Source organism: Burkholderia sp. AU38729 (assembly GCF_020419725.1).
Classification (GTDB): Bacteria; Pseudomonadota; Gammaproteobacteria; order Burkholderiales; family Burkholderiaceae; genus Burkholderia.
Map to the genome: position 1 here is coordinate 670,509 of NZ_JAIZQO010000002.1, position 18,140 is coordinate 688,648.

Here is an 18,140-nt window from a genome sequence, read left to right on the forward strand (position 1 = left end):
GAAAGGCGATCTCAGCCGACCAGCTTGGTGTTGAGCCACGGCTGCTTCACGAGGCGCTCGGCCTCGAACTGGCGGATCTTGTCCGCGTGGCGCAGCGTGAGGCCGATGTCGTCGAAGCCGTTCAGCAGGCAGTACTTGCGGAACGCGGCGATCTCGAACGGATACTCGCGGCCGTCGCCCGTGCGGACGACCTGCGCGTCGAGATCGACCGTCACCTCGAAGCCGTTGAACGCGACCGTCTCGTTGAACAGGTGATCGACCTGCTGCTCGGTCAGCACGATCGGCAGCAGGCCGTTCTTGTAGCAGTTGTTGAAGAAAATGTCGGCGAAGCTCGGCGCGATGATCGCGCGGAAGCCGTACTGTTGCAGCGCCCACGGCGCATGCTCGCGCGAGCTGCCGCAGCCGAAGTTCTTGCGTGCGAGCAGCACGGATGCGCCCTGGTAGCGCGGCTGGTTCAGCACGAAGTCGGGATTCAGCGGGCGCTTCGAGTTGTCCTGGCCCGGCTCGCCGTGATCGAGATAACGCCATTCGTCGAACGCGTTCGGACCGAAGCCCGTGCGCTTGATCGACTTCAGGAACTGCTTCGGGATGATCGCGTCGGTGTCGACGTTCTCGCGATCGAGCGGCGCCACGACGCCGGTATGCACTGTGAATTTTTCCATGATCCGTCTATCCGGTTGAAGGGCCGGCGTTCAGCCGGCGCACATCGACAAATTCTCGGTGGGGGACGTCACTCCGCGGCGCGCTTCAGCGCGCTGCCGGCAGCGTTGACGTCCTGCCCGAAGCCCTGGACGGTATTGCAGCCCGCCAGGCCGAAGCCCAGCCCTGCGAGCGCCAGCGCGGCAACCAGCCGCGCAATGATCTTCGATGCCGTCACGCGTTACCCCAGCTGGCGAATGTCGACGAAATGGCCTTCGATGGCCGCGGCCGCCGCCATCGCGGGGCTCACGAGGTGCGTGCGACCGCCCGCGCCCTGCCGGCCTTCGAAGTTGCGGTTCGACGTCGATGCGCAGCGCTCGCCCGGCTCGAGCCGGTCGGCATTCATCGCGAGGCACATCGAGCAGCCCGGCTCGCGCCATTCGAAGCCGGCGTCCGTGAACACCTTGTCGAGCCCTTCGCGCTCGGCCTGTGCCTTCACGAGGCCCGAGCCCGGCACGACCATCGCGAGCCGCACGTTCGACGCGACGCGACGGTTCAGCTTCTTCACGACATACGCGGCTGCGCGGATGTCTTCGATTCGCGCGTTCGTGCACGAGCCGATGAAGATCTTGTCGACCTTGATCGATTCGATCGGCGTGTTCGGCTCGAGCGCCATGTAGGCCAGCGCACGCTCCATCGCATCGCGCTTGACCGGATCCTTCTCGCGCTCGGGATCGGGCACGCGGCCGTCGATCGACGTGACCATTTCCGGCGACGTGCCCCAGGTGACCTGCGGGACGATTTCGGCGGCGTTCAGCTCGACCACGCGATCGAACTGCGCGCCGTCGTCCGACTTGAACTGGCGCCAGTATTCGACGGCCTGGTCCCATTCCGCGCCGGTCGGCACGAACGGGCGGCCCAACAGGTAATCGATCGTCGTGTCGTCCACCGCAACCATGCCGGCGCGCGCGCCAGCCTCGATCGCCATGTTGCAGACGGTCATGCGGCCTTCCATCGTCAGCGCGCGGATCGTCGAGCCGCCGAATTCGATCGCGTAGCCCGTGCCGCCGGCCGTGCCGATCTTGCCGATGATCGCGAGCACGATGTCCTTCGCGGTACAGCCGCGCGGCAGCGTGCCCTCGACCTTCACGAGCATGTTCTTGCTCTTCTTCTGCAGCAGGGTTTGGGTGGCGAGCACGTGCTCGACTTCCGACGTGCCGATGCCGTGCGCGAGCGCACCGAACGCGCCGTGCGTCGACGTATGCGAATCGCCGCACACGATCGTCATGCCCGGCAGCGTCGCGCCCTGTTCCGGCCCGATGATGTGGACGATGCCCTGGCGCACGTCGTTCATCTTGAACTGCGTGATGCCGAACGCATCGCAGTTCGCGTCGAGCGTGTCGACCTGGAGCTTCGAGACGGGATCGGCGATGCCGTGGCTGCGATCGGTGGTCGGCACGTTGTGGTCCGACACGGCCAGGTTCGCGCTGATGCGCCACACCGGACGCTGCGCCATCTTCAGCCCTTCGAACGCCTGCGGGCTCGTGACTTCATGCAGCAGCTGACGGTCGATGTAGAGCAGGGTCGTGCCGTCTTCCTCGGTGTGGACCACGTGGGTGTTCCACAGTTTGTCGTAGAGAGTCTGTGCCATGGGTATGCGGGGTCGTTGTGACTACAAGCCTTGCGGATGTGATCGATTATGCCACGCAAAATCCGCCCACGGAGTACCACGATAACGAAAAAAGTGAATAAAAACAGTGGGTTGGGTGGTACACGCGATACCCGGATAAGCATTACCCGGCAACGCGGGCACCACGGCGCGGTGGCCACGGCCGCCACCGCGCTGCGCATGTCACGGCGACACGCGAAAGGACATGACGGTTCCGGAATGGAAGAGGTCGATGAACGGGAGATGTTCCGCGAACGCCCGGCAGTGTCAGCCGTTCGGGTACTCGCGTTTGATCAGGTCGAGCCGCAGCATGCCCAGTTGCACGCCGACGTTGCTCAGCAGGTAGAGATCGCGGCGCCGCAATGCCGGCATCTGCGCGGACGCGTCGTAAAGCGACGGTAGCGCCAGGTCCGCCGGCACCGCGGCCTGCATCCCCGCGGCGTTCGACACGCGCACGGCAAGCGACGCCTGATCCGTATGGGTGACGACCCCGACGTTGCCGAGTGCCGCAGCCGAGCCGGCCTGCTTGACGATCGCGGCAGCGACGCCGTCTGGCGTCGGGATCGGGCTGCCGGCGGCCAGGGCCGGGGTCGCGATCGACGTCACGCCGGCCGTCAGCCCGTATTTCGACGCGAGCACGCTCGCGACTTCCCTGCTGCGCGAAGATCCGCACGGCAACTGTCTGGCGCAGCAGGAACACGGCGTCGGCAATCGCCTCGTTCACCGGGCCCGGCACCGGCGCGGCGCGACTGCCGAAGCTGAAGGCGGCAATCGTGTTGATGGCCGTGTTCTGGACGGTCGGCGGCAGCCACGAGAAAAACGTTTCGAACAGGTAGCCGGTCTCGTCGGTGGCGGCAGCGCGGTCGTTCAGTTCGTTCGTCAGCTTGCCGAGCATCTGGCGTTGCAGTTCGGCGTCTGAAACGGGCGCGTCCCTCGCGAAGGCCGGCGTACCGGCGGCGCCGGTCGCGGCCAGCGCGGAAGCGGAAACGGAAGCGAGAAAATGGCGGCGGGTCTGCATGGTCATCGGAATCGGGAGAAAGAAAATGCGTCAGCCCTTCGGGAACGCCTGCATCGTCGCGCCGATCGCACGGCCGAGCATCTGCGCATACATGTCGTGCACGAGGTACAGGCTGCGGTTACGCGTCCACGGCTGGCCCGACAGCGGGTCGTAAAGCGTCGGCAACGACACCTCGGCAACCGCGGCCGCCTTCATGCCCGCCTGTTGCGAGGTCTGGATGCAGCGCTTCGCGTGGTCCCGATGACCGACCACCGCGACGCTGCCCATCGCGGCCGCGCCGCCCGCGCGCGCCACGGCCTCGGCGGCCACGCCCGCCGTACTGAGGTACACGATCGTGCCGTCGCTCGCGATCACGGGCTCGATCGACGACAGCACGTCGGCGCCCATCCCGTATTTCGACACGAGAAAGCGCGCAATCTCCCACTGCGCGTAGACCTTGACCGGTTTCAGTTGCCGAATACGGTAGACGGCGTCCGCGAGCGCTTCGTTGACGGGCCCCGGATCGGGCAGCGCGGACTGGTTGCCGCCCGTGCTCGACGTATTGCCGCTTGCCGCGTTCGGGCGATTGCCGAAGCTGTATGCGACGATCGCGCCGATTTGCGCGGCCGGCACCGTCGGCAGGTCCCACGTGAAGCCGACATCGGTCAGCGCAGGCACGATCGCGTTGACCGTCGCGGCATCGCCGAGCTGCGCGTTGAGCTTCGCGGACATTTGCGCGGCCAGCGCCTCATCGGTGACGGGCGCCGACGTGACGTCGTCGCCACCGCAAGCGCTCAACCACGGCGCCACGGCAACCGCGGGTGCGGCAGCCAGGAATTTTCTGCGTAAAGAAGCCGACGGGGTTCGATTCATGAGAAATACGAAATGATGCGAGCAACGCCAGCAGCCGATCACGACGTTGCAAATCGCGGGTTCACGGGAATGACGACCTGTTGCGTCGCACGGTTGGGCGATGGATGGCAGGGTCGACGCTCGAATCGAATCGCTGCGCATCGGTCGATCGACGATGCGGGATCGTAGTGGGCGTTTATTAAATCGCGGTGAACCTGTCGATCGAATGCGGACGATCGTCACGCTGTTTCATCGATGGACGCACGCGTTTCATCCATGGCGAGCATGTGCGGCCACCGTTTCATCGGTGGCGAGCGACGTGATTCGCCCGCCTCGTCGGGCGCTGCACATCGCGCTCCTGATTTCGAGATACGATGGCGCAACGCGCATGCCCCCCACGATCCGGATCCGGAGCCCCCGCCATGAAGCTCGGCCTGAACGAATCGCTCGCCCGCCTCGACGAAGATGGCACGCTGTTCACGACGCTGTTTCGCCACGGTACGCTCGACGTCGAGCTGTACCGGCCGGGCATCGAGGACAAGCAGAAGCCGCATACGCGCGACGAGGTCTACGCGATCGCCACGGGCACGTCACGCGTCGTCGTCGCCGGACGCGAATGCGAAGTCGCGGCCGGCGACGTGCTGTTCGTCCCGGCACACGCGGAACACCGCTTCATCGGCTTCTCCGACGACTTCTCGACGTGGGTGTTCTTCTACGGCCCCGAAGGCGGCGAGCGCGGCGCATAACGCATGTACGACGCACGCGCGACGCACGCGGCACTTTTCCTGCGATCGCCTAGACTGTCTATTCGCAGCGGGTGGCGCGCGACGCGCGGCCGCCCGGTCGTCACGATGCCGGCGGCAGCCGGTTCAACGAACGGGAAGACAGCATGCGATACGAACTGTATTACTGGCCCGAGATCCAGGGCCGGGGCGAGTACGTGCGGCTCGCGCTCGAAGCGGCCGAAGCCGATTATGTCGACGTCGCGCGTGAATCGGGGCGCGGCATGGGCGTGCCGGCAATGATGCGGATGATGGACAGCTCGAAGGCGGAATGCGTGCCGTTCGCGCCGCCGTTCCTGAAAGCCGGCGACGTCGTCATCGGGCAGACCGCGAACATCCTGCTGTTTCTCGGCGCGCGGCTGGGGCTCGCGCCCGCCGACGAAGCCGGCCGGCTGTGGGTGCACCAGCTTCAGTTGACCGTCGCCGATTTCGTCACCGAGATCCACGACACGCACCATCCGATCGCAAGCGGCCTCTACTACGAGGATCAGCAGGCGGAAGCCGCCGAGCGTGCCGCCGATTTCCTCGAAAACCGGCTGCCGAAATTCCTCGGATACTTCGAGCGTGTGCTCGCACAGAATCCGCACAAGAGCGGCTACCTCGTCGGCAACGCACTCAGCTATGCGGACCTGTCGATGTTCCAGTTGATCGAGGGCCTGCGCTACGCGTTTCCGAAAGCGATGAAGCGTGCGGAGCGGCAGATCGCGGCGCTGGTTGCACTGCACGACCGCGTTGCACTGCATACGCCTGTTGCGCTCTATCTCGAGTCGGAACGCCGCATCCCGTTCAACGACATGGGCATCTTCCGGCACTATCCGGAGCTGGACAAGTAACGCAGGCACGGCATCCGCGCCGCTTCCCTCATGTAGGGCAGCGGATGCCCCCTGCTCACGCGGCGACCGGCGTCTCATGCAGATGACGCCACACGCCAGCCGCATGCATCGGAGCCGGCCGGACAAAACATGCCGGCTCCCGTTACCGCGCTTTCCGTACCAGGCAGTCAGTGCGACTGCCCGTGCTGCGTGGTCGCTGCATCGACGGCTTCGACCGAACGCGTCAGCCACGGCCCGATGTCCATCTCCTCGTAGCGCACGAGCCGGCTCTTGCGCGCACGGCGATACGCCCACCAGATCGCGACGAACAGCGGAATCCACACGTAGATCGACAGCACTTCCATCCAGTCGATGCGGGCCGCGAAGAACGCCTGGTAATCCTGCCCGAGCGAGATCACGATGCAGATCGCGATCGCGAACAGCGGCCCGAACGGGAACCATTTCGCGCGGTACGGCAGCTGATCGAGCCGGTAGCCCTGCTTCAGGAACCCCTTGCGGAACCGGTAATGGCAGACCGCGATGCCGAGCCACGCGATGAAGCCGGTGATGCCGACCGTATTCAGCAGCCACAGATAGATGCTCTGGTTGTTGGTCAGCGACGTGAGGAAGCACAGCCCGCCGACGGCCATCGTCGCGTACAGCGCGTTGCGCGGCACGCCGCCCGGCGACAGCGTCGCGAACATCGCCGGCGCGCGCCCTTCCGCCGCGAGGTTGTACAGCATCCGCGTGGCCGCGTAAGTCCCGGAATTGCCGGCCGACAACACGGCCGTCAGGATCACGAGGTTCATCGCGCCGGCCGCGAGCCGAAATCCCGCATGGCTGAACACCAACGTGAACGGGCTCACGCCGATGTCGGTCACGTCGCTCTTCAGCAGGTTCGGGTCCGTGTACGGCACCAGCAGCCCGATCACGAAGATCGCGAACACGTAGAACAGCATGATCCGCCAGAAGATCTGCTTCACCGCGCGCGGGATCGTCTTGCGCGGGTTTTCAGATTCGCCGGCCGTGATCCCGACCAGCTCGGTGCCGAGAAACGAGAAGCCCGCGATCAGCGCGACGCTCATCATCGCGTGCACGCCGCCGACGAACGGCGCATCGCCCGTCGTGAAGTTGCGCAAGCCGACCGGATGCCCGTTCCCGATCAGGCCGGCGGCGATCAGCAGCCCCGCCGCGATGAACGCGACCACGGTGACGACCTTGATCAGCGAGAACCAGTATTCCGATTCGCCGAAGCCGCGCACCGACAGCGTATTCAGCAGGAAGATCAGCACGAGGAAACCGGCGCCCCACCAGATGCCGGGTACGGTTGGAAACCAGTAGCGCATCACGATCTGCGCGGCGACCAGCTCGATCGCGATCGTCACGGCCCAGCTGTACCAGTAGGTCCAGCCGAGCGCGACGCCGAAGCCTTCGTCGACGTACTTCTCGCCGTAGATCGCGAACGAGCCCGATACCGGCATCAGCGCGGCCATCTCGCCGAGGCCCGTGACGACGAAGTACACCATCAGCCCGATCGCGATATACGCGGCGATCGCCCCGCCCGGCCCCGCCTGCGCGACCGACGCCCCCGACGCGACGAACAACCCCGTGCCGATCGAGCCGCCGATCGCGATCATCGCGATGTGGCGGCCCTGCAGACGGCGCTTCAGCGTCGTTCCGGACGGTGCGGCCGTCTCCGCTGCCGCTTGCAAAGCATCCATAGTGTTCACCCTGATTGGATTCAGGCCTGACGATTTGATTCGGAATGCAAATCGTCAGGCCGGGTCATTCGCGTCGAAGCCGGTCCTTCCCGGCCGGCTGCATCACACGACGCTGCGCTTGATCGCCTGCAGTTCGGCCGTCGTCACGATCTTCTCGATCCGGAACCGCGGACTTTCCAGCCACAGGTTCGCGATTCGCCGGTACTCGTCGAGATCCTCGCACGCGAGCCGCACGAGAAAATCGAACGTGCCGCTGACGAGCCAGCAATCGAGCACCGCCGGATTCGCCCGCATTTCGTCCTCGAATGGCGCCTGCGAACGCCCGTGGTCGGCCAGCGTGATCTGCGCGATCACGACGATCGGCTTGGTCGCGCGCGGCGCCTTGATCACCGCGCGGTACCCTTCGATCACCCCAAGCGCCTCGAGCCGCTCCACGCGCGCCTGGCACGGCCGCGGCGTGAGGTTCACGAGCTCGGACAGCTTCCGGTAGGAAATCCGCCCGTCGGTGCGCAGGATGTCGAGGATCCGGAGATCGATCTTGTCGAGCTGCATCTTCTTGTCGGTCATCCGCGTTCGCTCCGGTCGGGTCGTGGCTGATGCGCGGAACGTCTCCGGTTCCGCGCGGGGGCCACATTATCCGGCCGAAGCGGCCGCGCGCCAATCGGCTAGAACCGCAGCGACAGACAGGTCAGGCCGCCGTCCATCTTGCGGAACTCGCTCGTATCGATCACGTGCAGCGGCAGCCCGAGCGACGCGATCGCGTCGTGCACGCGCGGGTAGCCGGCCGGGGTGATCAGCGTGCCGTTCACGCGCAGCGTGTTGCCCGCGTATTCGTCGGCGGCCGAAATCGCGATCCGGCGATAGTCGGCGAAGGCCGGATGCGCGGCCAGCGCTTCGGTGACGAGCAGCGTGTCGTCGCCGAGCGCGTTGACGACCGACTTGAGATGCAGGCCGGCACCCACCGGCACCGCGACGACCGAATAGCCGTAGCGCGACACGAGCGAGTCGAATGCGGCGATGCCGTCGGCGTCGGTACGGCCCGTCAGGCCGATGTAGAAGCGCTTGCCGACCTGCATCACGTCACCGCCGTCGAGCCGGCCCGCCTGCATCGGCAGCAGGTCGCGATGCGCGGCCAGCGCCGCTTCGATGTGCACCGTCTCGCCGCGCCGCGCCGGCGCACCGGGGCGCGTGATCACCGCGAATTCGGGCGTCACCACCGCGGTGTCCTCGACGAAGTGCGAATCGGGGAATGCCTCCAGCGGCGGCAGTTCGGTCAGCGCGACGCCGAGCGTGCGCAGCGCTTCGCAATACGCGTGGAACTGGGTGAGCGTCTTGTCGTAATCGGGCGCGCCGAGTTCGGCGGTGGTCAGGCCCGCGCCACAGGACGGCGCGGGGCGGCGAACGATCGCTTGCGTGAATTGCATCGACTCCTCCATGGTCAGCGCCACACCCGTGCTTCACACGGGGCGGCTGCGTTGTGTCCGGACCATTATCGGAAGCCAAATTGCGCAATTCGCGTCGATTTCAGTTGCGCCGACAGCCGATTGCGTCGAATTGCGCGCGACATGCAGCGGATCCGGCAGCCCGCCGTTCGCCACCCGGCGAGCCGTCGCTTTCACAGGCGGCACGCTGGCAACGCGCCCGCCCCGAACCCCATCTGCGAACGGCCGAGCACCGTGAGATCGTCCTCCCCGCCCCGCCCGTCGAATTCGACCTCGAAATGATCGGCCGGGAAATCGGGCGGGCTCTCGCCGCGCAGGAACGCAGCGCGTTGGCGCTGCAGGTACGCGTCGTTCTTCGCGCAACCGGGCGCGGCGGCGATGTACATCACGTTGCTGTCGCCGCTACCGCGATGCGCATCCTCGACCGCGTGCACGACGTCGCCGTGCCAGAACACCGCATCGCCCGGCTCCATGTGCGGGATCGGCACCAGCGCGTCGAGCAGCAGCGCGTGCCATTCGGGCCGGATCGACAGCGCGCGGCCCGGGCGCGCGCCGCACAGGTCGTCGTCGGCCACGTCGTCCTGCAACGCCCGCAGCACGACATAGGCCATCGCGTTCGCCACCGGGATCAACTGCAGCGTGCCGTCGCCGGGCCCCTGCGGCGTCAGTGCGGTCCAGCCCTGGAAGGTGCGGAACATCGAGCACACGGCCGGCGACGGAATCTCCTCGACATCGGGACGAAACGCCGCGTCGTACGGGTCGTAATCGCGCCAGCGGCCGGCCAGCACGTGACGGTAGACCTTGCGGAAATTGGCGCCGAGCCAGCGTTCGACGGAACCGCCGTCGACATGCGGCGACAGCCCGAGCGACGTCGAGCCGGGCGGGCGGCGACGAATCCGGTCCGCATAGGCCGGCACCTGGTCGGGATCGAAGTGCGTGCGGCCGCCGTCCGTGTGCCGCCACAGGCGGTTCAGGAACACGCGCGCTTGAGTCAACGCAGGCGACTGGCGCGCAGCCACCTGCGGCTTCGACCAGTAAACGCCGTAGATCTGCGGCTTGCCCGACGCGAGGTTGCCGAAATAGCGGTCCTCGGCACGTGCGTGCAGCCGGTCGGTGAAGCGGTTCGCGTCCAGGTAGGCACCGATCTCGTCGTTCCAGTCGCGCGCCTGCTGCGCATCGAATACGCCACGGATCACGACCGCGCCGTGCGTGCGGATCGCGGCAACCGCGTGCGGATCGACGGCCCCGCTCGCGATGTCCGCGAACGGCACCACCGGAATCACGTCACGACCATGCGCATGCGCGCGGCGAATCACATCGACCTGCCGCGCGATGTCGCCCTCCAGTTCGCGGAACGTGGCCGCATAACCGGGCAGGTCGGCGCGCAGCGCCCTTTTCGCGTCGCGAATCGCGGCAGGCAAGTCGTCAATCGTCAGTTGCATCGTGGTCTCCTCGCTGACAGGTGTCGTGATGTGCTGTCAGCGTACGGCCGGCGCGCAGTCGCGATTACCACTATCCGGCCAACTATCGATACAATCCTGACAACCTGGCATCACGCCGGACGATGGCAGACCACGCACAGCTTGTTGCCGTCCGGATCGCGGAAATACGCGCCGTAATAGTCGCGGTGATAGTCCGGCCGCAGGCCCGGCGGCCCTTCGCAGGTGCCGCCGTGGCGCAGCGCGAGCGCGTGGCAGCGATCGACGTGCGCGCGGGTCGGCGCAACGAACGCGATCGTGTGGCCATTGCCCGGTTCGGGCGCGCGGCCGTCGAGCGGGTGGCCGAAGAAGAACAGCGGCCGGTCGGTGTCGGCCGGCATCCAGCCCGACCAGCCGTCCGGCTCGCGGAATTTCAGGCGCAGCCCAAGTTCCGCGAACAGCGGCGCGTAGAAATCGTAGGCGCGCGCGGTGTCGGCCACCCCCACGCAAACATGTGAAAACATGGCATCGCTCCGTCGTGACGATCGCTCACGATCATGCCACGGCGCGATGCCGGCTCTCCCCCGGAGGCCGCAATGAAACCGCAGTACGAGCACGTGACGTTCGCCCCCGGCTGTTCGATCCGCGTGTATCACCGTCAGCTCGCGCGCATCCCGTTCGAATGGCATCGCCATCCCGAATACGAACTGACGCTGACGCTCAACAGCCGCGGCCGGCGCTTCATCGGCGATCACGTCGCGCACTACGCGGACGACGATCTGGTGCTCGTGCCGCCCAACCTGCCGCATACGTGGTCGTCGAATGCACGCATCGATCGAGATGCGCCTGAAGTCGCGCTCGTCATCTGGTTCGACGGCGACTGGGCGCGGCGTCTGGCCGACTGTTGCCCCGAATATGCACCGCTGCGCTCGCTGCTGCGGCGTGCCGCACCGGGCCTGCGCTTCGACGCGGATGCAGCCCGCGCGATGCGCGTGCGGCTGCCGCAGTTGCTCGATCCGTCGCCGCGCACCCGGCTCGCGGCCGCGCTCGACACGCTCGCCGATCTCGCGGAAGCCGGCGGCGAACCGCTCGCCACCGCACACGCGTACGAGCGGGCCGACGGCACGACACGCCAAACCGACGCAGCCGCCCCCGAAGCCGAACGCCTCGACCGCGTGCTTGACGCGATCGACCGGCACTTCCACGAGCCGTTGCGCATCGACGCGCTCGCGGCCACCGCGCATATGTCCGAACGCACGTTGCAGCGGCTGTTCGTCCGGCATCTCGGCGAAAGCGTCGGCCGCTACGTGCAGCGGCTGCGGCTCGCGCACGCGTGCCGTCATCTCGTCGGCACCGACTGGCCGATCGCGACGGTGGCTGCGCGCTGCGGCATTCCGAATGCCGCGAACTTCAACCGCCAGTTCCTCGCCGCACGCGGGATGACGCCCGGCGCATACCGGCAGTTCTTCGTGCAGCACGGCCACGCGCCCGATCACGACGCACCCGCACTCGACACGCGCCCGCCGTCGCTGGAACGCCGCGCGGGCCGGAGCGAACCGCGACCGCCCAAATGAAAACACCCCGACGGGATGACCCGTCGGGGTGTCGTGGCGTTGCGATCGCCCGACGCGAGCGGCCTGCCGGCCGTTCGCGCCGCGCACGACTTAACGTGCGTTGAGCGGCTTCGCTTCGCGCGGCGTATCGCCGATGAACAGCTGACGCGGACGGCCGATCTTCTGCTCCGGATCGCCGATCATTTCGTTCCACTGTGCGATCCAGCCGACCGTACGTGCCATCGCGAAGATACACGTGAACATCGACGTCGGGATGCCCAGCGCGCGCTGGACGATGCCCGAGTAGAAGTCGACGTTCGGGTACAGCTTGCGCGACACGAAGTATTCGTCTTCCAGCGCGATCTTCTCGAGCTGCATCGCGAGCTTGAACAGCGGGTCGTCGTGCAGGCCCAGTTCGTTCAGCACTTCGTAGCACGTCTCGCGCATCAGCTTCGCACGCGGGTCGTAGTTCTTGTACACGCGGTGACCGAAGCCCATCAGCTTCACGCCCGAATTCTTGTCCTTCACCTGCTTGATGAATTCGGGGATGTTGTCCGGCGAACCGATCTGCTCGAGCATGTTCAGCGCGGCTTCGTTCGCACCACCGTGCGCCGGGCCCCACAGACAGGCGATACCGGCAGCGATACAGGCGAACGGGTTCGCGCCCGACGAGCCGGCCAGGCGGACGGTCGACGTCGATGCGTTCTGCTCGTGGTCGGCGTGCAGGATCAGGATACGGTCGAGTGCGCGGACGAGCACGTCGTTGACCTTGTACTCCTCGCACGGGTTCGAGAACATCATGTGCATGAAGTTCGCGCTGTACGACAGCGAGTTCTTCGGATACACGAACGGCTGGCCGATGCTGTACTTGTACGCCATCGCGACGAGCGTCGGCAGCTTCGCGATCATGCGGATCGCCGACACTTCACGGTGACGCGGATCGTTGATGTCGAGCGAGTCGTGGTAGAACGCCGACAGCGCGCCGACTGCAGCGACCAGGATCGCCATCGGGTGCGCGTCGCGACGGAAGCCACGGAAGAAGAAGTGCATCTGCTCGTGCACCATCGTGTGCTTCGTGACGGTGTCGACGAATTCCTTCTTTTGCGCTGCGTTCGGCAGTTCGCCCTTCAGCAGCAGGTAGCAGCTTTCGAGGAAGTCCGCGTTTTGCGCGAGGTTGTCGATCGGGTAGCCGCGGTACAGCAGCTCGCCCTTGTCGCCGTCGATGTACGTGATCGCCGAATTACAAGCTGCCGTCGACATGAAGCCCGGGTCGTACGTGAACTTGCCGGTCTGGCCGTACAGCTTGCGGATGTCGATCACGTCCGGGCCCATCGTGCCCTTGTAGATCGGCAGTTCGACGCTCGGCGAGTTGTCGCTGAACGATAGCGTGGCTTTAACATCAGACGGAGTCATGGCACATCCTCAATCGAAATAAAGAAACGGGATTCGATAACGGGCACAGCGTGTTACACCTTGGCGTTACACGTTGCGCAGCATCTCCAACAGCCGGTGAATATCCGGGCTGTCTAGGTCGCCTTCTGGTTCCTTGCGCGCGAGGAGCAAGTCCATCAGGTCGTTGTCGCTCAGATCGAGCAGGCGCGACAACGCGCCTACGTCTGCATCGGTGAGGTCATGCTCGTATCTGCTGAAGAAACGCTCGAAAATGATGTCGTTCTCCAGCAGACCCCGCCGCGCACGCCAGCGAAGGCGTGCGCGGCGGTGCGGGTCGGATTGATGCGAATCGTCGCTCATCACAACTCAGACTCCCGCAGGGCCGCCCCAAGGAAGTCGACGCCCCCTCGGGGGGCAGCGAACGCAGTGAGCTTGGGGGTCATCATATTAAACCGCGCGGCGAACCATCAGTTCCTTGATCTTGCCGATCGCCTTCGTCGGGTTCAGGCCCTTCGGGCAAACGTCGACGCAGTTCATGATCGTGTGGCAACGGAACAGACGGTACGGGTCTTCCAGGTTGTCGAGACGCTCGCCGGTGGCCGTGTCGCGGCTGTCCGCGATGAAGCGGTAAGCCTGCAGCAGGCCCGCCGGGCCGACGAACTTGTCCGGGTTCCACCAGAAGCTCGGGCACGACGTCGAGCAGCTTGCGCACAGAATGCACTCGTACACGCCGTCGAGCTCGTCGCGCTCTTCCGGCGACTGGAGGCGTTCCTTCTCAGGCGGCGGCGCGTCGTTGATCAGGTACGGCTTGATCGAGTGGTACTGGTTGAAGAAGTGCGTCATGTCGACGATCAGGTCGCGCACGACGGGCAGGCCCGGCAGCGGACGCAGCACGATCTTCTGCGGCAGGTCGTTCAGGTTCGTCAGGCACGCGAGACCGTTCTTGCCGTTGATGTTCATCGCGTCCGAACCGCACACGCCTTCACGGCACGAACGGCGGAACGACAGCGTTTCGTCCACGGCCTTCAGCTTGACCAGTGCGTCGAGCAGCATGCGCTCGTGCTCGAGCTCCAGCTCGTACGTCTGCATGCGCGGCGCTGCGTCCTTGTCCGGATCGTAGCGGTAGACTTCAAAAATGCGTTTTGCCATTTCGGATTCCTTTGACTCGGCTTAGAACGTGCGCGGCTTCGGCGGCACGGATTCGACCGTCAGCGGCTTCATTTGAACCGGCTTGTAGTCGAGGCGATCGCCTTCGCTGTACCACAGCGTGTGGCGCAGCCAGTTCTCGTCGTCGCGGTGTTCGTAGTCGCTGTGGGCGTGTGCGCCACGGCTTTCCTTGCGTGCTTCCGCCGACACCATCGTTGCGCGAGCAACTTCGATCAGGTTCTCCAGCTCGAGCGCTTCGACGCGCGCGGTGTTGAACACCTTCGACTTGTCCTTCAGGTGGATGTTTTCCACGCGTGCCTTCAGGCCGGCCATCTGGTCGACGCCTTCCTTCAGCAGCTCCGACGTGCGGAACACGCCTGCGTGCTTCTGCATCGTCGAGCGGATGTCGTTCGCGACGTCCTGCGTGTATTCACCCGAGGTCGACTTGTCGAGCTTCGCCAGACGTGCCAGCGAGAATTCGCCCGCATCGGCCGGCAGCGGCTTGTGTTCCTTCTGGTTCTTCACGTGCTCGACGATGTGGTTGCCGGCCGCACGGCCGAACACCACGAGGTCCAGCAGCGAGTTCGTGCCGAGGCGGTTCGCGCCGTGCACGGACACGCACGAGCATTCGCCCACTGCGTAGAAACCGTTGACCGGATCCTTGTGACCGCCGCGCGTCGTGCCGACGACCTGACCGTGGATGTTGGTCGGGATGCCGCCCATCTGGTAGTGGATCGTCGGGACGACCGGGATCGGTTCCTTGATCGCGTCGACGTTCGCGAACTTCAGCGCGATTTCGCGGATCGACGGCAGACGCTTCATGATCGTCTCGGCGCCGATGTGCGACAGGTCGAGCAGCACGTGATCCTTGTTCGGACCCACGCCGCGGCCTTCCTTGATTTCCTGGTCCATCGAACGCGACACGAAGTCACGCGGCGCCAGATCCTTCAGCGTCGGCGCGTAGCGCTCCATGAAACGCTCGCCGTTCGCGTTGCGCAGGATACCGCCTTCGCCGCGCACGCCTTCGGTGATCAGCACGCCCGCGCCGGCCACGCCGGTCGGGTGGAACTGCCAGAACTCCATGTCCTGCAGCGCGATGCCCGAACGCGCAGCCATGCCGAGGCCGTCGCCGGTGTTGATGAACGCGTTGGTCGATGCCGCGAAGATCCGGCCTGCGCCGCCCGTCGCGAACAGCGTCGTCTTGCCTTCCATGATGTAGACGTCACCCGTCTCCATCTCGAGGGCCGTCACGCCGAGCACGTCGCCTTCCGCGTCGCGGATCAGGTCGAGCGCCATCCATTCGACGAAGAATTGCGTCTTCGCTTCGACGTTCTGCTGGTACAGCGTGTGCAGCAGCGCGTGACCGGTACGGTCGGCGGCCGCGCAGGCGCGCTGCACCGGCTTCTCGCCGTAGTTCGCGGTGTGGCCGCCGAACGGGCGCTGGTAGATCGTGCCGTCCGCGTTACGGTCGAACGGCATGCCGAAGTGCTCGAGTTCATATACGACGTTCGGCGCTTCGCGGCACATGAATTCGATCGCGTCCTGGTCGCCGAGCCAGTCGGAGCCCTTGATCGTGTCGTAGAAGTGGAAGTGCCAGTTGTCTTCGCTCATGTTGCCGAGCGACGCACCGATACCGCCCTGCGCGGCCACCGTGTGCGAACGGGTCGGGAACACTTTCGACAGCACGCCGACCGACAGGCCCGCGCGCGACAGTTGCAGCGCTGCGCGCAAGCCGGAGCCGCCTGCGCCGACGATCACGACGTCAAATTTGCGGCGCGGGAGGTTAGTTTTGATTGCAGCCATTCTTTACACTCTCCAGAGAATCTGCGCGGCGTAGCCCGCACATGCGAGCAGCCAGACGATGGTCAGCGATTGCAGCAGCAGGCGCACACCGACGGGCTTCACGTAGTCCATCCAGATGTCGCGCACGCCGACCCATGCGTGGTAGAAGAGGGAAAGCAGCATCACGAAGGTCGCGAGCTTCATCCATTGCGCGGCGAAGATCGATGCCCAGCCTTCGTACGAGAAATCGTGCGCGCCGAAGAACAGGACGAGCAGGATGACCGTGTAGACCGCCATGATCGTGGCGGTGATGCGCTGCGCGAGCCAGTCGCGCAGGCCGTAATGTGCGCCGACGACGAGGCGCTTCGAGCCGATTCGGTTATTGGCTGCCATTTTCTTAGAATGCTCCGAACAGTTTGAGTGCCATGGCGATCGTCAGCGCGATCGAGACGACAAAGACGACGACTGCCGTCCGCTTGCCGCCTTCCTTCGTGACGGCGTCGTGGTTGACGTCCATCAGCAGGTGGCGAATGCCGGCGCAGAAATGGTGGAAGAAGGCCCACGACAGTGCGAGGACGATCAGCTTGACGATGATGTTGGAGAGGAAAGCCTTGAAGACTTCGAAGCTGAGCTCGGACGTGAGGCTCTGGTCGAAGAGGAACAGCAGGAACGGCAGGAACAAGAACAGCAGCGCGCCGCTGACTCGGTGGAGAATCGACAAAGTCGCTGCCAGCGGCATGCGATATTTCATCGTGATATCGGCGAGTCCGATGTTCCGGTATTCCGGCCTCGGCTTTCTTACTGCATCAGTCATGCTAGACCCCTACTATGTTGTCACACTAATCCGCGATTTTAGCGCCTTTTTATATCGCGCTGCAGCGAAAGTCTGCTCTGGATAGTTGCGCGAACAAGAACAAAGGCGGCCCGAAACGTGCTTCGCGAACGTGGGGAACGCGAACGCACTCGGCTTGAGCCGATACACCGTCAGCTCAAGTCATTCTGATAGTAGTACCCGGTTGTGACATACCAGCCGCGACGCACTTCCACCGGCCGGTCTCCGTATGTATAGGACACACGCTCGACCGACAGCAAAGGGAAACCTGCCGGCACGTGCAGCAGGTCGGCCACCGCCGGCTCCGCCGCCACCGCGCGGATCTTTTCCGTCGCGCGGATCATCCGCGTGCCGAACTCCGTCTCGAACATCGCGTAGAGCGGCCCCTTGTATTCGCTCAGCCGCTCGAACGTGAGCCCGCGGAACATCGCGCCCGGCAGCCAGATCTCGTCGAGCACCGTCACTTCGTTCTCGAACTCCAGCAGGCGGCGCACCTGCACGACGGGATCGGCCGGCTTCAGGTCGAGTTGCCGCGCGATCTCGGCCGGCGCGCGCAGGCGACGGCATTCGAGCAGGCGGCTCACGTGCGGATGCTCGGCACCGTCGTCGGCCAGCAGCCGCAGGAAGCGGAACTGCGCGCGATCTTCATTGTGCGTCGCAACAAAAGTGCCCTTGCCCTGCCGCCGGACCACGAGGTTTTCGGCGGCCAGCTCGTCGATCGCCTTGCGGACGGTGCCCTGGCTGACCTTGTAACGGGCCGCCAGCTCCACCTCGCTCGGGATGATCTCGCCCGGCTTCCACTCGCCGGTTTCGAGACTTTGCGTGATTAATGACTTAATCTGCTGGTATAACGGGCTGAACGTCGGCGACGGAGCCGCCGCGGGCGAAGGTGCGGGATCGCTCGCGCCCGGCTGCCCTGGGCCGCCTGCGCCGGTCTGATTCGCGGTATTCGCCTGGTTCGATGTCATGGCGCGCATTTCATCACAAACCGCACTTTTAAGTCCACTCAATTTCCGCAAAACATCTGTCTTATATAAGACATATGATACCGTTTGACTTTGAGCCGGACGGCTCCTACACTCCGGGTCGAGCAAGGGTTCGCG

19 protein-coding genes and 1 pseudogene are annotated in these 18,140 nt (G+C 65.2%); 3 read left to right on the forward strand and 17 right to left on the reverse strand.

The genetic code is table 11. The annotated features are described in order from the left end of the window. Positions 1-11: 11 nt before the first annotated feature. The 5 genes and pseudogenes from leuD to LGM56_RS08010 all read right to left on the reverse strand — a co-directional run bounded on the left by leuD (position 12) and on the right by LGM56_RS08010 (position 4,178). Positions 12-662 (reverse strand): 3-isopropylmalate dehydratase small subunit, encoded by a 651-nt coding sequence (gene leuD, locus LGM56_RS07990; protein WP_039358292.1) that lies wholly within the window; start codon positions 660-662, stop codon positions 12-14. A gap of 68 nt (positions 663-730) precedes the next feature. After that, complete coding sequence (locus tag LGM56_RS07995) at positions 731-877, reverse strand: entericidin A/B family lipoprotein (protein ID WP_089474479.1); 147 nt, start codon at positions 875-877, stop codon at positions 731-733. Positions 878-880: 3 nt separating this feature from the next. Then, a complete protein-coding gene (gene leuC / locus LGM56_RS08000) occupies positions 881-2,290 on the reverse strand; it encodes a 3-isopropylmalate dehydratase large subunit (RefSeq protein ID WP_089427948.1) in 1,410 nt (469 codons plus the stop codon). Positions 2,291-2,575: 285 nt separating this feature from the next. Beyond that, positions 2,576-3,326 (reverse strand): annotated as a pseudogene (locus LGM56_RS08005) (Tat pathway signal protein). A gap of 30 nt (positions 3,327-3,356) precedes the next feature. Next, positions 3,357-4,178: a hypothetical protein gene (locus LGM56_RS08010; protein WP_226203983.1), complete on the reverse strand. Its 822-nt coding sequence runs from the start codon at positions 4,176-4,178 to the stop codon at positions 3,357-3,359. Positions 4,179-4,579: 401 nt separating this feature from the next. Between LGM56_RS08010 and LGM56_RS08015 the strand changes: the two genes are divergently transcribed. Both LGM56_RS08015 and LGM56_RS08020 read left to right on the forward strand, forming a co-directional pair. Further along, positions 4,580-4,903, forward strand: a complete 324-nt coding sequence (locus tag LGM56_RS08015) for a cupin domain-containing protein (RefSeq protein WP_226203985.1) — start codon at positions 4,580-4,582, stop codon at positions 4,901-4,903. Positions 4,904-5,046: 143 nt separating this feature from the next. Further along, on the forward strand, positions 5,047-5,772 hold the full coding sequence (locus LGM56_RS08020; RefSeq protein ID WP_226203987.1) for a glutathione S-transferase: 726 nt from the start codon (positions 5,047-5,049) through the stop codon (positions 5,770-5,772). A gap of 167 nt (positions 5,773-5,939) precedes the next feature. Here LGM56_RS08020 and LGM56_RS08025 read toward each other — a convergent pair whose 3' ends face one another. The 5 genes from LGM56_RS08025 to LGM56_RS08045 all read right to left on the reverse strand — a co-directional run bounded on the left by LGM56_RS08025 (position 5,940) and on the right by LGM56_RS08045 (position 10,856). After that, the gene (locus LGM56_RS08025) at positions 5,940-7,472 is read right to left on the reverse strand and encodes an amino acid permease (protein WP_226203989.1); all 1,533 of its coding nucleotides are present in this window, start codon (positions 7,470-7,472) and stop codon (positions 5,940-5,942) included. Positions 7,473-7,574: 102 nt separating this feature from the next. Continuing rightward, on the reverse strand, positions 7,575-8,039 hold the full coding sequence (locus LGM56_RS08030) for an Lrp/AsnC family transcriptional regulator (protein WP_089427955.1): 465 nt from the start codon (positions 8,037-8,039) through the stop codon (positions 7,575-7,577). 98 nt (positions 8,040-8,137) lie between these two features. After that, the gene (locus LGM56_RS08035; RefSeq protein ID WP_226203991.1) at positions 8,138-8,896 is read right to left on the reverse strand and encodes a dimethylarginine dimethylaminohydrolase family protein; all 759 of its coding nucleotides are present in this window, start codon (positions 8,894-8,896) and stop codon (positions 8,138-8,140) included. Between the two features lie 191 nt (positions 8,897-9,087). Continuing rightward, positions 9,088-10,356 (reverse strand): DUF1479 domain-containing protein, encoded by a 1,269-nt coding sequence (locus tag LGM56_RS08040; protein WP_226203993.1) that lies wholly within the window; start codon positions 10,354-10,356, stop codon positions 9,088-9,090. Between the two features lie 110 nt (positions 10,357-10,466). Further along, positions 10,467-10,856 (reverse strand): VOC family protein, encoded by a 390-nt coding sequence (locus LGM56_RS08045; protein WP_089442941.1) that lies wholly within the window; start codon positions 10,854-10,856, stop codon positions 10,467-10,469. A 72-nt stretch (positions 10,857-10,928) separates the two neighbouring features. On the opposite strand from LGM56_RS08045, the gene LGM56_RS08050 reads away from it, so the two are divergent. Next, positions 10,929-11,906 (forward strand): helix-turn-helix domain-containing protein, encoded by a 978-nt coding sequence (locus LGM56_RS08050; RefSeq protein WP_226203995.1) that lies wholly within the window; start codon positions 10,929-10,931, stop codon positions 11,904-11,906. Positions 11,907-11,996: 90 nt separating this feature from the next. On the opposite strand, the gene gltA is transcribed toward LGM56_RS08050, so the two are convergent. The 7 genes from gltA to LGM56_RS08085 all read right to left on the reverse strand — a co-directional run bounded on the left by gltA (position 11,997) and on the right by LGM56_RS08085 (position 18,014). Next, entirely contained in the window at positions 11,997-13,298 is a 1,302-nt protein-coding gene (gene gltA / locus LGM56_RS08055) for a citrate synthase (RefSeq protein WP_011355741.1), read from the reverse strand. A 66-nt stretch (positions 13,299-13,364) separates the two neighbouring features. Next, positions 13,365-13,637 (reverse strand): succinate dehydrogenase assembly factor 2, encoded by a 273-nt coding sequence (locus LGM56_RS08060; protein WP_011355742.1) that lies wholly within the window; start codon positions 13,635-13,637, stop codon positions 13,365-13,367. Positions 13,638-13,724: 87 nt separating this feature from the next. Continuing rightward, complete coding sequence (locus LGM56_RS08065) at positions 13,725-14,426, reverse strand: succinate dehydrogenase iron-sulfur subunit (protein WP_011355743.1); 702 nt, start codon at positions 14,424-14,426, stop codon at positions 13,725-13,727. Positions 14,427-14,447: 21 nt separating this feature from the next. Next, complete coding sequence (gene sdhA, locus LGM56_RS08070) at positions 14,448-16,226, reverse strand: succinate dehydrogenase flavoprotein subunit (RefSeq protein ID WP_089497371.1); 1,779 nt, start codon at positions 16,224-16,226, stop codon at positions 14,448-14,450. Between the two features lie 3 nt (positions 16,227-16,229). Beyond that, positions 16,230-16,598, reverse strand: a complete 369-nt coding sequence (sdhD, locus tag LGM56_RS08075) for a succinate dehydrogenase, hydrophobic membrane anchor protein (RefSeq protein ID WP_011355745.1) — start codon at positions 16,596-16,598, stop codon at positions 16,230-16,232. A 4-nt stretch (positions 16,599-16,602) separates the two neighbouring features. Beyond that, the gene (sdhC, locus tag LGM56_RS08080) at positions 16,603-17,019 is read right to left on the reverse strand and encodes a succinate dehydrogenase, cytochrome b556 subunit (RefSeq protein ID WP_206138036.1); all 417 of its coding nucleotides are present in this window, start codon (positions 17,017-17,019) and stop codon (positions 16,603-16,605) included. A 170-nt stretch (positions 17,020-17,189) separates the two neighbouring features. Continuing rightward, positions 17,190-18,014 carry a GntR family transcriptional regulator gene (locus tag LGM56_RS08085; protein ID WP_039358249.1) on the reverse strand — a complete coding sequence of 275 codons (825 nt, stop codon included), beginning with the start codon at positions 18,012-18,014 and terminating at the stop codon, positions 17,190-17,192. Positions 18,015-18,140 lie beyond the last annotated feature (126 nt).

Excerpts from the sequence above, each read along its gene's own strand:
- leuC (WP_089427948.1), bottom strand. The coding sequence starts at position 2,290 with ATGGCACAGACTCTCTACGACAAACTGTGGAACACCCACGTGGTCCAC.
- sdhC (WP_206138036.1), bottom strand. The coding sequence starts at position 17,019 with ATGACTGATGCAGTAAGAAAGCCGAGGCCGGAATACCGGAACATCGGA.
- sdhA (WP_089497371.1), bottom strand. The coding sequence starts at position 16,226 with ATGGCTGCAATCAAAACTAACCTCCCGCGCCGCAAATTTGACGTCGTG.
- LGM56_RS08010 (WP_226203983.1), bottom strand. The coding sequence starts at position 4,178 with ATGAATCGAACCCCGTCGGCTTCTTTACGCAGAAAATTCCTGGCTGCC.
- LGM56_RS08030 (WP_089427955.1), bottom strand. The coding sequence starts at position 8,039 with ATGACCGACAAGAAGATGCAGCTCGACAAGATCGATCTCCGGATCCTC.
- LGM56_RS08045 (WP_089442941.1), bottom strand. The coding sequence starts at position 10,856 with ATGTTTTCACATGTTTGCGTGGGGGTGGCCGACACCGCGCGCGCCTAC.
- sdhD (WP_011355745.1), bottom strand. The coding sequence starts at position 16,598 with ATGGCAGCCAATAACCGAATCGGCTCGAAGCGCCTCGTCGTCGGCGCA.
- LGM56_RS08065 (WP_011355743.1), bottom strand. The coding sequence starts at position 14,426 with ATGGCAAAACGCATTTTTGAAGTCTACCGCTACGATCCGGACAAGGAC.
- gltA (WP_011355741.1), bottom strand. The coding sequence starts at position 13,298 with ATGACTCCGTCTGATGTTAAAGCCACGCTATCGTTCAGCGACAACTCG.
- LGM56_RS08020 (WP_226203987.1), top strand. The coding sequence starts at position 5,047 with ATGCGATACGAACTGTATTACTGGCCCGAGATCCAGGGCCGGGGCGAG.
- LGM56_RS08085 (WP_039358249.1), bottom strand. The coding sequence starts at position 18,014 with ATGCGCGCCATGACATCGAACCAGGCGAATACCGCGAATCAGACCGGC.
- LGM56_RS08060 (WP_011355742.1), bottom strand. The coding sequence starts at position 13,637 with ATGAGCGACGATTCGCATCAATCCGACCCGCACCGCCGCGCACGCCTT.
- LGM56_RS08040 (WP_226203993.1), bottom strand. The coding sequence starts at position 10,356 with ATGCAACTGACGATTGACGACTTGCCTGCCGCGATTCGCGACGCGAAA.
- LGM56_RS08035 (WP_226203991.1), bottom strand. The coding sequence starts at position 8,896 with ATGCAATTCACGCAAGCGATCGTTCGCCGCCCCGCGCCGTCCTGTGGC.
- LGM56_RS08015 (WP_226203985.1), top strand. The coding sequence starts at position 4,580 with ATGAAGCTCGGCCTGAACGAATCGCTCGCCCGCCTCGACGAAGATGGC.
- LGM56_RS08050 (WP_226203995.1), top strand. The coding sequence starts at position 10,929 with ATGAAACCGCAGTACGAGCACGTGACGTTCGCCCCCGGCTGTTCGATC.
- LGM56_RS08025 (WP_226203989.1), bottom strand. The coding sequence starts at position 7,472 with ATGGATGCTTTGCAAGCGGCAGCGGAGACGGCCGCACCGTCCGGAACG.
- leuD (WP_039358292.1), bottom strand. The coding sequence starts at position 662 with ATGGAAAAATTCACAGTGCATACCGGCGTCGTGGCGCCGCTCGATCGC.